This is a genomic window from Rhizobacter sp. (assembly GCF_031412075.1).
Lineage (GTDB): Bacteria > Pseudomonadota > Gammaproteobacteria > Burkholderiales > Burkholderiaceae_C > Rhizobacter.
Genome location: NZ_JANOCG010000595.1, coordinates 1 through 10,805, shown reverse-complemented (window position 1 = coordinate 10,805; position 10,805 = coordinate 1). Strand labels below are relative to the sequence as shown.

At 67.7% G+C, this 10,805-nt stretch carries 11 protein-coding genes; 6 read left to right on the top strand and 5 right to left on the bottom strand.

The window, feature by feature from the left end; all coding sequences use genetic code 11:
- Positions 1–162: 162 nt before the first annotated feature.
- Both RMO40_RS22010 and RMO40_RS22005 read right to left on the bottom strand, forming a co-directional pair.
- The gene (locus tag RMO40_RS22010; protein ID WP_309725740.1) at positions 163–486 is read right to left on the bottom strand and encodes a metalloregulator ArsR/SmtB family transcription factor; all 324 of its coding nucleotides are present in this window, start codon (positions 484–486) and stop codon (positions 163–165) included.
- Positions 487–492: 6 nt separating this feature from the next.
- A complete protein-coding gene (locus RMO40_RS22005) occupies positions 493–948 on the bottom strand; it encodes an SRPBCC domain-containing protein (protein ID WP_309725738.1) in 456 nt (151 codons plus the stop codon).
- A gap of 182 nt (positions 949–1,130) precedes the next feature.
- On the opposite strand from RMO40_RS22005, the gene RMO40_RS22000 reads away from it, so the two are divergent.
- Complete coding sequence (locus tag RMO40_RS22000; RefSeq protein ID WP_309725737.1) at positions 1,131–2,993, top strand: AMP-binding protein; 1,863 nt, start codon at positions 1,131–1,133, stop codon at positions 2,991–2,993.
- Positions 2,993–3,292 (top strand): hypothetical protein, encoded by a 300-nt coding sequence (locus RMO40_RS21995; protein ID WP_309725736.1) that lies wholly within the window; start codon positions 2,993–2,995, stop codon positions 3,290–3,292. The genes RMO40_RS22000 and RMO40_RS21995 overlap by 1 nt, the downstream gene beginning before the upstream one ends.
- Before the next feature lie 6 nt (positions 3,293–3,298).
- On the opposite strand, the gene RMO40_RS21990 is transcribed toward RMO40_RS21995, so the two are convergent.
- Positions 3,299–3,766, bottom strand: a complete 468-nt coding sequence (locus RMO40_RS21990; RefSeq protein WP_309725735.1) for a CreA family protein — start codon at positions 3,764–3,766, stop codon at positions 3,299–3,301.
- Between the two features lie 122 nt (positions 3,767–3,888).
- Here RMO40_RS21990 and RMO40_RS21985 point away from each other — a divergent pair, with 122 nt between their 5' ends.
- Both RMO40_RS21985 and RMO40_RS21980 read left to right on the top strand, forming a co-directional pair.
- Entirely contained in the window at positions 3,889–6,030 is a 2,142-nt protein-coding gene (locus tag RMO40_RS21985; RefSeq protein WP_309725734.1) for a protein-disulfide reductase DsbD domain-containing protein, read from the top strand.
- A gap of 34 nt (positions 6,031–6,064) precedes the next feature.
- Positions 6,065–6,691, top strand: a complete 627-nt coding sequence (locus RMO40_RS21980; protein WP_309725733.1) for a redoxin domain-containing protein — start codon at positions 6,065–6,067, stop codon at positions 6,689–6,691.
- A 9-nt stretch (positions 6,692–6,700) separates the two neighbouring features.
- On the opposite strand, the gene RMO40_RS21975 is transcribed toward RMO40_RS21980, so the two are convergent.
- Together RMO40_RS21975 and RMO40_RS21970 are read right to left on the bottom strand one after the other, a co-directional pair.
- Positions 6,701–7,558: an amidohydrolase family protein gene (locus RMO40_RS21975; protein WP_309725739.1), complete on the bottom strand. Its 858-nt coding sequence runs from the start codon at positions 7,556–7,558 to the stop codon at positions 6,701–6,703.
- Positions 7,559–7,596: 38 nt separating this feature from the next.
- Positions 7,597–8,748: a tetratricopeptide repeat protein gene (locus RMO40_RS21970; RefSeq protein WP_309725732.1), complete on the bottom strand. Its 1,152-nt coding sequence runs from the start codon at positions 8,746–8,748 to the stop codon at positions 7,597–7,599.
- Positions 8,749–8,909: 161 nt separating this feature from the next.
- Here RMO40_RS21970 and RMO40_RS21965 point away from each other — a divergent pair, with 161 nt between their 5' ends.
- Entirely contained in the window at positions 8,910–9,329 is a 420-nt protein-coding gene (locus tag RMO40_RS21965) for a carboxymuconolactone decarboxylase family protein (protein WP_309725731.1), read from the top strand.
- Positions 9,330–9,345: 16 nt separating this feature from the next.
- On the top strand, positions 9,346–10,805 hold a 1,460-nt coding region (locus RMO40_RS21960), incomplete at its 3' end, for a S8 family serine peptidase (RefSeq protein WP_309725730.1).

Here is a 10,805-nt window from a genome sequence, read left to right as displayed (position 1 = left end):
AGGCGCTGGTGCTCCCAGCGCGAGCCGGGTTTCCAATCCGACACGTTGACCCGCACGCAGTCGGATTTGGGGCCCACCCAGTACTGGCCCATGAGCTCGGTGTCGACCAGCGCCTGCCACACTTTCTGCGGCGTGGTGGCGATGTAGGTCACGTACACGTAGTCAGGCTTTTTCATCCTCATCACCTTCCAATCGTTTCTTGAGTTGGTGCAGAGCACCGAGGCGCGGCTGCTCGAACTTCTCGATCCAGCGCGCGTAGATCTCGTGCAGCGGCACGGCGTTCAGGTAGTGCAGCTTTTCGCGGCCTTGCCAGACGATGGCCACCAGGTTGGCTTCTTCGAGCAGCTGCAAATGCTGCGTCACGGCCTGGCGTGACATGGCCATGTGCTCGCACAGCGCGCTCAGCGTCTGGCCGCTTTGGGCGTGCAGCGAGTCCAGCAGGCGCCTGCGGGTCGGGTCGGCCAGCGCCTTGAATACTTTGTCGATTTCCAATCAGTTCCAGTTGTCGATCTTGGTGTCGTGCGGGTTGGGAGCACCTTTCCCGGTTTCCAGCAGCGACTTCAAGCTCATCAGGAAGATCGCCCACTTGGTGCTGCAGTGGTGCATGAATTCCACCGGCTCGGCCCAGCCCTGGTGTTTGAAGAGAACGATCACGAACTCGCCATCTTGCTTCAGCTCGAAGCTGATCTGGGTGCCGATCCATTCGGCGGGGCCATCGACCGTTTGCCACAGCACCCGCTCGTTGGGCTGCAACGCCAGCACCTTCATGTCCATCGCGCCGATTTCGGTGCCGCCCGCACTGAAGCTGAAGCTGAGTGTGGCGCCAACCTGGCTGTCTCCGCGTGTTTTGTGTGTCCACCAGCCGGCCACGCCCTCGCGGGTGGCCAAGGCCTTGTAGACCTCGGTGAGCGGGGCCTTGATTCCGACTCTGTGCAGGATATCGACCATGACTTCTCCTTGGGGGGTGTGGTTGCGGGGTGGCGAATAATAGGCAAGTATTTGCTTGCATGTCAAGCGCCACCGAGTGACCCACCCCCATGACTGCGGGCTCGATCCGGGTTCGCATCCGTTCACGGTTCGTGGGCAAACGGCTACCGTTGATGGCACTTCAGCGTCTGGAGAAAGAAGCCATGGCCCACCTGACAAACGCCAGCATTCGCAGCCGCGAAGACCTGGTTCGTTTCGAGGCCGAGATGACGCTTGAGCAGCGGCTGCCCGAGCGCAGCGTGCTTGACGTGTTCATCCACGCCGCTGCCCGCCAGCCCGACCGCACCGCGCTCACCATGCTGGCCACGGGCGCCGACGACGAGCGCCCCCGCCGCGTGAGCTACAGCGAGTTGCTCGGCCTGGTGCGGCGCGCAGCCAACCTGTTTGCCACGCTCGGTGGCCGCCGCCCCGGGGTGGCTTACATGCTGCCGAGCCTGGTCGAGACCCACGTGACCTTGTGGGGCGCCGAGACTGCGGGTTATGCGGTGCCGATCAACTTCCTCCTGCAACCGGAGCACATCGCCGGCTTGCTGAAGGCCTCGGGCGCACGCATCCTGGTCGCGCTGGGACCGCACCCGGTGCTCGACATCTGGCAGAAAGCGCTCGCGCTGCGCGAGCAGATGCCGGGGCTCAAGCTGCTGCGCATCGCCGCGCCCGGCACGCCGCTCGAAGAAGGTGTGCTCGACTTTCACGCCGCGCTGATGGCCCAGCCCGTCGACCACCTGCGTTTTGGCGAGCCCGGCCGAGACAAGGACGTGGCGGCCTACTTTCACACTGGCGGCACCACCGGCACACCCAAGCTGGTGACACACACCCACCGCGGCCAGCTCGTGGCCGCCCTCGGTGGCGTGGTGCTGGGCGACATGCGGCCCACCGACACGCTCACCGCCACGCTGCCGTTGTTCCATGTGGGCGGCACGATCTTTTGCGCGCTGAGCATGTTCATGGCCGGTGGTGGCCTGCTGATCATGTCGCCCGGCGGGCTGCGCAACCCGGCCATGGTGCAAGGCTTCTGGCGGCTGTCGGCCAAGTACGGGGCCACGCTGGTGGGCGCCGTGCCCACCTCGGTCGGCGCGGTGCTGCAGGTGCCGCTGGACGGTGCCGACCTGAGTGCGGTGCGCGCCGGCTTCTGCGGTGCGGCCTCGTTGCCGCCTGCGGTCGGTGAGCGTTTCAGGCAGGTCACCGGCCGCGGCCTGTTCGAGGTCTATGGCATGACAGAGGCTTCGGGGCTGATCGCCATCGACCCCGTGGCCGGCGAAGGCGGGGTCGGCTCGGTGGGTTGGGCCTTGCCCTACACCCAGGTGGAGGTGCGTCGCCTGGAGGCCAACGGCCGCCTCGGCGCGGCCTGCGAGCCACACGAGATCGGCGTCATCACCGTGCGCGGTGCGCATGTGTCGCCGGGCTATCGCAACCCGGAACACAACGCCGGCATCTTCGAAGACGGTGTGCTCAACAGCGGTGACCTGGGCTACACCGACGAGCAGGGCCGCGTCTGCATCGCGGGCCGGGCCAAGGACCTGATCATTCGCAGCGGCCACAACATCGACCCGCTGATGATCGAGAACGCCATGGCCGCGCACCCCGCTGTCGCGCTGGCGGCGGCGGTGGGCATGCCCGACGCGTATGCCGGCGAGTTGCCGGTGTGCTACGTGGCGCTGAAGCCAGGTGCCAGCGTGACCGAAGACGAACTTCAGGAACACGCGCAACGCCTGATCGGCGAGCGCCCCGCGTGGCCCAGGCACATCCACATCGTCGATGCGATCCCGCTCACGTCGGTGGGCAAGATCTACAAGCCCCAGCTGCGCTGTGACGCTGCGCGGCGCCTGGTGGCGCAGGTCATCCAGCGCGAGCTCGGCCTGGCCGACGTGCAGGTGCAGGCGCAAGAGGGCGGGCGCAAGGGCATGCGGATCAGCGTGACGCTGCCTGCAGCGGCCCGGCTGTCGGTGCCGATCGTGGAGCAGGCACTGGCCGCCTACCTGTTCGAGTCGCAGGTCGGCGCGGGGTGATGCACTTCCTGAGCTTCGACCTCAGCGACAACAACGACGGCGTCACCACCCTCGAAGCGCTGGCCTCCACCTCGGCCGAGCAGCATGCGCTGGTGATGGCCGAGGTGCAGCAGGTGCTCGACTGGGCCTGGCAGCAGTTCCCCCACAGCCATGGCCCGGCCGATGAAGGCACGGACTGGGACCACGACCTGCAGGTCAACGTGGAAGCCGGCGAGTGGCACGCGGTCACGCTGACCTTGACCGGCTCGGCGCGCTTCGTCGAGGCGTTCTTCGCGGCCTTTGGCAACAAACCCGCCTGAGGCCGACTATTTCTTGACCGGGATCACCATGCTGCGCTCCACCGGCACGGCGGTGACCGAGTTCTGCGGCGAGCCTTCGATCACGCGGTCGGAGTAGGTCAGGTAGACCAGCGTGTTGCGTTTGGCGTCGACCATTCGCACGATGCGCAGCTTCTTGAAAATGAGGCTGATGCGCTCGTTGAAGATTTCGTCTTGTTCGGGGATCGGCTTCGGAATGGAAATCGGCCCGACCTGGCGACAGGCGATCGAGGCCTCCGACTTGTCTTCGGCCACGCCGAGGGCGCCTTTGATGCCGCCGGTCTTGGCACGCGACACGTAGCAGGTGACACCGTTGACCTGCGGGTCGTCGTAGGCGTCGATCACGATCTTGTGGTCGGGGCCGATGAACTTGAAGACGGTGTCGACCGAGCCGATGGTTTCGGCGTGTGCCGCGCCGGCGGCAGCGAGCACGAGGGGGAGCACGAGGTGGCGCATCGGATTCCTTGTTAGGCGGATCTGCGGATGGATCGGGCACGGTATCAGGCCTTGGCCCTGCGAAGCACTGGAACTTGCGCGCCGGTTCAGAATCGCACGCCGTGTTCTCGGAGTGGCTTTCAATGCAGTGGACAAAGCGGGTGGTGTTGAGGTGGTTGCAGGCGCTGGCACTGGGCTGCTGCCTGGCCAGCACCGCCTGGGCCCAGCCGGTGAAAACCGAGCACGTCACCGCCGAATTGGTGTCGCAAGCCAGTGCCGTGCAGCCGGGCCAGGCAGTGCAGATCGGGCTGCGCCTGCAGCACATTCCGCATTGGCACACCTACTGGCGCAACCCGGGTGACTCGGGTCTGCCCACCACGCTGGCCTGGACGCTGCCCGACGGCAGCACCACCAGCGCCATCCAGTGGCCGGCCCCCCAGCGGCTGCCGCTCGGGCCCCTGGTCAACTACGGCTATGAAGGCGAGGTGCTGCTGCCGCTGCGCTTCACCGCGCCGGCCAATGCGCAGCCGGGCAGCATGCTGCGCTTGCAGGCGGCCGCCACCTGGCTGGTGTGCCGCGATGTGTGCATCCCGGAAAACGCCACGCTGAACCTGGCGCTGCCGGTGGCCGCTGCCGGCGCGACACCCTCGCCGACCGAGCATGCAAGTCTGTTCGCCAAAACGGCGCTGCAACAAGCGCAGCCCTTGCAAGGCTGGCGCGCGAGCCTGCAACACGCTGGCCCGGAGCTGCTGCTCAGCCTCAACCGTGAAGCCGCCGCCGGCCCCAATGACGCAGCGCCCGTGGTGCACGTGTTCCCGTATGCCGAGCAGTTGATCGAGCCGGCGCGCCACGAGCTCTACCGCACGCCCAGCGGCTATGCGCTTCGCATGCGCCTGCAAGACAACGCCAAGCTGCCTGCGGTGTTCGACGGCATCGCGGTTGTGCAAGGCAGCGGCTCACCCAGCCCCTGGGGTGCTGTGAATGTGGAGTTCGCGGCGCCAGTGAGCGCGGTGGCGGCGATCGCCTTGCCCGCTGGCGCGCAGCGCATTGACAACCCCGCACCCGCGCAACTCGCCGGTGGCAGCGCGGCGCTCGGACTCTGGGCGGCGGTGTTGCTGGCGCTGGTCGGCGGCATGGTGCTCAACCTGATGCCGTGTGTGTTCCCGGTGTTGTCGATCAAGCTGATCGGGCTGGCGCAGCGGGGCAATGACAGACGTGGCTTGCGCACCCATGTGCTGGCTTACAGCGCGGGTGTGGTGTTGAGCTTCGTGGCGCTGGCCGCCGTGTTGCTCGCGTTGCGTGCTGCTGGCAGCGCGGTGGGCTGGGGCTTCCAGTTGCAGGAGCCCGGTGTGGTGTTCGTGCTGGCGCTCCTGTTCTTTGCGATCGGGCTCAACCTGATGGGCGCGTTCGAGTTTGGCAACCTGTTGCCGCAGGGCCTGGCGGGCTGGCGTGCGCAGAACCCGTCGGCCGATGCGTTTGCCACCGGCGTGCTGGCGGTGGTGGCGGCCAGCCCGTGCACCGCGCCGTTCATGGGCGCGGCGCTGGGCTTTGCGATCACGCAGTCGGCACCGCAGGCACTGGGGGTGTTTGCCGCGCTCGGTGTGGGCATGGCCTTGCCCTATGCAGTGCTCGCGTTGGCGCCGGGTTGGCGCGAGCGCCTGCCGCGCCCGGGCGCCTGGATGCTGCGCTTGAAACAAGGCCTGGCCTTCCCGATGTTTGCCACGGTGGTGTGGCTGATCTGGGTGCTGGGTTTGCAGGCCGGCATCGACGGGGCGGCCAAAGCTTTGCTGGCCTTGGTCGGCCTCGGGTTCGCGATCTGGCTGGGTTCGGTGTTGCGCCGCCGTGCCGTGGTGGGTGGGTTGACGCTGGCCGCCGCGGTGTTGCTCGCCTGGAGCTGGCCGGCAGCGATGTCACCCGCCGAAGCCGCGCCGTCTCAGGCCGAATCCACCGTCTGGCAGCCCTACAACGCCGCCGCTGCGCAAGCCCTCGTCGACCAGGGCAAGCCGGTGTTCGTCGACTTCACCGCGGCCTGGTGCGTGAGCTGCCAGGTCAACAAGCGGCTGGTGTTGAACACGGCGGCCACGCAAGCCGATTTCAGTGCCGCCAAGGTCACGCTGATGCGTGCCGACTGGACGCTGCGTGACGCCGAGATCACCGCCGCGCTCGCCCGGCTCGGCCGCAACGGCGTGCCGGTGTATGTGTTGATGCGGCCGGGCCAATCGCCCTTGCTGCTGCCTGAAGTTCTCACCGCCGGACTGGTGCGCGAAGCACTGGCCAGCCTGTAGCCCCTCCCACCATCCCACCCCACAGGAGTTCATCATGACTCGTCGCCCCTTCATGCTCACCCTGGCCGCCGCTGCGGTCGCCTTGCCGCTGCTTGCGAGCCCCGCCATGGCCGTCACCATCGGCCAGCCTGCGCCCAGCTTCGAGCTGAAAGACACCACCGGGAAGACCGTCAAGCTGGCCGATTTCAAGGGCAAGCATGTGGTGCTCGAGTGGGTCAACCCCGGTTGCCCGTTTGTCGTCAAACACTACGGCTCGCAAAACATGCAGGGCCTGCAAAAGGCCTACACCGCGAAAGACGTGGTGTGGCTGAGCGTCAACTCCACCGCCAAGAGCGCAGGTGACTACCTGGAGCCCGCCGCGTTGAACACGAAGCTGGTGAAGGACTGGGGCGCCGCACCGACTGCGGTATTGATGGACGAGTCGGGCAAGGTCGGCCGCGCGTACGCCGCCAAGACCACACCGCACATGTACGTGATCGACCCGGCCGGCAAGCTGGTGTACGCCGGTGGCATCGACGACAAGCGCACCAGCAACCCTGCCGACGTGAAGACCGCCAACAACTTCGTCAAGGCAGCGCTGACCGAGTCGATGGCCGGCAAGCCGGTGAGCACGCCCACGGCCACGCCGTATGGCTGCAGCGTCAAGTACGACGCGAGCTGAGCGTGTGAGTCAGGGCGCAGCCAGGCCGAACAGGGCGGCGCCGTTTTCCCAGCCCACACGCCGCGCCACGGCGGGCGGCAAGTCGCCGAGCCAGCGCCGCGCCTGCTGCATCAAGGCCTCGTAGTCGTCCCAGCGGCCATTGACCCAGGTGTCGGAGCCGACCAGAAAGCGCTCGGGCATCTCGATCAACAAGGCCCGCCAGGCCGGGCTCAGGCGGTCGTCGGCGACGGTGAGTCCGGGGCGGTAGGAGAGCTCGCCCATCAGCGTGGGGTGGCGTTGCAGCAGCGCACGCACGCGCTCGATCGGCACGTCGCCGATGCCGCTGTGGGCCCAGATCAGTTTGGCTTTGGGGGCGTGGGCCAAGAGCTGGGTGATGGCCACGTCATCGACGTGCGCGAGCACGGCCAGGCTGCGCTCTTCGGCGAGCTGCATCAGGCGTTTGGCGGTGGGGCCGTCGGCGTTGGCGCTGTCGTAGAGGTGGAACTCGCCGAGCCCGCGGTAGGGGCCGGCCTCGGTGCCTGCGGCCAGCTCGCGCAGCACCATCTCGACGATGCTCGGGTCGGCATGCCAGCCGCTGTAGTCGGCACGGTTGCGGTAGAGCCGCACGAAAGGCACCACAGTGACACCCGCGCGGCGTGTGGCCTCGCGCGCCGCGGCGAGCGCCTTGGTGCCGTCGTTCGGCCGGCTGTTGGCGACGATGGCGCGCACCCCGCTGCGCTGCATCCGGCCCAGTACGTCGGCGACGGGGTAACGCGCGCTGGCTTCGTCGTTGTAGTGCAGGTGGGCGTCGAACAGCGGGCCGGCGTAAGGTGTTTGCGCCGCTGTGGGCGTGGCGAACACGGCCAGCGCCAGCGCGGCGGCGCTCATTAGCTGTCGGGTGAGCTTGGAAAAAGGCGAGAGCAGGTTCATTGCAGACCCAGGTGTTTCAGGTGGTCGAGCTTGGCCGCGTAGAGCTGCTGGTTGCGCCGTGTCGTGCTGGTGCTGAGCGCGAGGTCGAGCTGCTGGCGTGCGCTGGCGATGTCGCCGAGCTGGTAGTTGGCCATCGCCAGCCAGAAATGAAATTCATGGTGGTACGGCGCGCGCGACACCTCCTTGGCAAACCATCGTTGTGCGCTGTCGTAGTCGCCCTTGCGCATGGCGGCCTGGCCGAGGTCGAAGAAGTGGAAGGGCGGCTCGGGGTCGAGGCGTGTCAGCCGGGCCGTCAGCTCGCGAGCCACCTCGGGCCGGCCGAGCGCGGTCTGCACACGCACCATGTTCGACATGGCGATGGTGCTCAGCGGGTCTTGTTGCAACACATGGGCGAGCGCACGTTCGGCCTCGGCCGCAAGGCCACGCCGCAGGTAGATGACGGCCAGCGTGTTGTAGCCACTCAGGAAACCGGGCTCGTGCAGCACCGCCGCGCGCGCCCATGCATAGGCCTCGTTCAACTCGCCGGCGGCCAGCGATTCGGCGGCGCGGTTGTTCATGAACATCGCCACGATGGTGGATTCGCTCACCTCGCGCGAGCGCTGGCCACGCCGGTCTTCGGGTGGCAGGAAGTCGATCGTCCAGCTGGGTTGGGTGCCACGCGCGCCAGAGTCGATCCAGCGCCGGCCCAGCGTGACGTTGACGTGGCCGCTGGCAAAGTAGGTGTCTTGGTTGCGGGTCCATGTCTCGTCGGTGTAGACGCTTTGGTAGCTGACCTGCATGCCCAGGTGCTTGGCGAATGCCGCCGTCATGATCACCAGCGACAGGCAGTTGCCGGCGCGCACCTCGAAGGCTTCCGAGGCGGTGCGGGTGCGTTCGGCGTCGTACTCCAGCTTGAGCTGGCGCTTGCTGTAGAGCGCATCGAGCAGGCCCTTTTGCGGGCCGCGGTTGCGCAGCTGGGCGGCGATGTCGTGGTCGGCATAGCGCTTCATCGGCTCGCTCACCGCAAAGATCTCGGCCGCGCTCAACGGCGCCTGGGCGGGCGGCGCAAACAGCGCGTCGTGCAGCAGCGCGACGGTGGGTGCGGTGGGTGGCGGGCTCGCGCAGGCGGCGAGCATCAGGCTGATCAGCAAAACGGCGAAGCGTGTCATGGCGGCCTCCTTGCCAGCCATGCTATGCCTGCCGCTGGCGGTGCACATCAGGAAGGCCCCTTGGAACACCACGGGCATTGAAGACAGCTGACACAACGCGTTTCTGGGAACTGCCCGCGCGTGGTGACAATGCGGCCCTGACCCAGCCCCAGGAGCCCCGCATGAGCACGACCCTGCCACCCCCGGCCACCCCTCCGAGCCCTGGCGAGCAGCGCCGCCGCCAGGTGATGGGAGACAGCTTCGTCGACCGCGCCCTGGCGGGCGCCAACGCCTTCACCCAACCGCTGCAAGAGCACACGAACGAGCACGCCTGGGGCTCGACCTGGCTGCGCGAAGGGCTGGCGCTCAAGCAGCGCAGCCTGTGCACGGTCGCCATGCTGGCCGCGCTCGGCCACACCCACGAGCTGAAGGGCCACCTGCGCGGTGCCGTCAACAATGGCGCCACACTGGTCGAGCTGCGCGAGGTGCTGCTGCACGTGTCGCCGTATGCCGGTGTGCCCGCCTCGGCGGCGGCGTTTCGGGCGGCTTCGGAGTGGCTGGCCGCCGAAGGCCTGAGCTTCGACGACGCCCCCAGCGAATGACTGTTTGAAGGACACCATGAGCGCGATCTCCCGTTTTGTCTTGCTGCCCACCAGCGGCTTCACCGCCGACGAGCCCAACAACTCCAGCGCCACCGAAACCTTTCTCACCACCATGGGCGCGCCGGGGGCGCGGCGCGTGGCGACTCTGGCTCCCCATTCAGCGCACTTCAAGGTGCTGGACTCGATTCAGTCGAACGGCGCGAAGCTGGTGTCGATGTCCAACGTGGCGGTGATGCAGCTCAAGCGCGAGCAGCCCGGCCTGCGTGTGGTGCCCGAGGTGTATTACCCCTCGATGCGGGCGCCGCGGCCGCGCATCCTCACCGGGCTGCAGGCTTTTTCGGCACGGGCCACGCTGGCGCAGCCGCGCGTCAAGGTGGTGCTGCAAGGCAGTGGCAAGCCGCTGCGCGGGGTGGAGGTGATCGCCTTCAGCGACTACGAGGCAGGCAAGGGCGCACAAGGCAGCACCAACGCGCGTGGCGAGGTCGAGCTGGAACTGCCGCGCTCGGTGCGTGTGCTGCAGAGGGTCTATGTCTACCCGTCACACAGCGCCTGGCCGGTGCTGCTGAAAGACTGGCCGCTGCACGAGGGGGTGATCGCGCTGCCGGAGATCAACCTCGGCTTCACCGATTCGCGCACCAAGGCCTACCCCAAGCGGGCCTTGACCGATGGCGCGGGTGTGACGGTGGGTGTGATCGACACCGGCATCGGCCCGCACACCGGGCTGGCGGTGAGTGGCGGCATGAACGCCGTGACCGGCGAAGACCCGACCGACTGGTCTGATGCCGACATCCACGGCACCCACGTGGCCGGCATCATCGCCGGCCAGTGCGGCGGCTTTCTCGGTGTGGCGCCGGGTGTCAGCCTGCGGGCCTACCGGGTGTTTGGCAAAAACGCGCAAGGGGCGTCGAGCTTTGCCATCGCCAAGGCGATCGACCGCGCGGTGGCCGACGGCTGCGACCTGCTCAACCTGAGCCTGGGCGGCGGCCCCAGCGACCAGACCACCAGCGAGGCCATCAAGGCCGCGCGCGCCAAGGGCGTGGTGTGTGTGATCGCAGCCGGCAACGACGGCGGCGCCGTGGCCTGGCCAGCGCGCCACCCGCTGTCCCTGTCGGTTTCGGCGCTTGGCTTCCAGGGCCTGTGGCCAACGGGCGCGATGCAGGCCCAGACGGTGCAGCCGCCGATGGGCAAGGAGCACAGCTTCATCGCCGATTTTTCCAACACCGGCCCCGAGATCGACGTGGCCGGGCCGGGTGTGGGCGTGATCTCGTGCATCCCCCACGACCGTTTTGGTGTGATGGACGGCACCTCGATGGCCTGCCCGGCCGTCACGGGCGCCGTGGCGCGGCGGCTGGCGGCGGATGCGAAGACGCTGGCCCTGCCGCGCGATGGTGAGCGCTCGGACGCCATCATCCGGCTGGCCTTGGAAACCGCGCGCGACATGGATTTGCCACCTTTTGCGCAGGGAGCGGGCCTCGC

What these genes read in the sequence shown, in the direction of transcription:
- RMO40_RS22005 (WP_309725738.1), bottom strand. Translation starts at nt 948, where the DNA reads ATGGTCGATATCCTGCACAGAGTCGGAATCAAGGCCCCGCTCACCGAG.
- RMO40_RS22000 (WP_309725737.1), top strand. Translation starts at nt 1,131, where the DNA reads ATGGCCCACCTGACAAACGCCAGCATTCGCAGCCGCGAAGACCTGGTT.
- RMO40_RS21995 (WP_309725736.1), top strand. Translation starts at nt 2,993, where the DNA reads ATGCACTTCCTGAGCTTCGACCTCAGCGACAACAACGACGGCGTCACC.
- RMO40_RS21990 (WP_309725735.1), bottom strand. Translation starts at nt 3,766, where the DNA reads ATGCGCCACCTCGTGCTCCCCCTCGTGCTCGCTGCCGCCGGCGCGGCA.
- RMO40_RS21985 (WP_309725734.1), top strand. Translation starts at nt 3,889, where the DNA reads ATGCAGTGGACAAAGCGGGTGGTGTTGAGGTGGTTGCAGGCGCTGGCA.
- RMO40_RS21980 (WP_309725733.1), top strand. Translation starts at nt 6,065, where the DNA reads ATGACTCGTCGCCCCTTCATGCTCACCCTGGCCGCCGCTGCGGTCGCC.
- RMO40_RS21975 (WP_309725739.1), bottom strand. Translation starts at nt 7,558, where the DNA reads ATGAGCGCCGCCGCGCTGGCGCTGGCCGTGTTCGCCACGCCCACAGCG.
- RMO40_RS21970 (WP_309725732.1), bottom strand. Translation starts at nt 8,748, where the DNA reads ATGACACGCTTCGCCGTTTTGCTGATCAGCCTGATGCTCGCCGCCTGC.
- RMO40_RS21965 (WP_309725731.1), top strand. Translation starts at nt 8,910, where the DNA reads ATGAGCACGACCCTGCCACCCCCGGCCACCCCTCCGAGCCCTGGCGAG.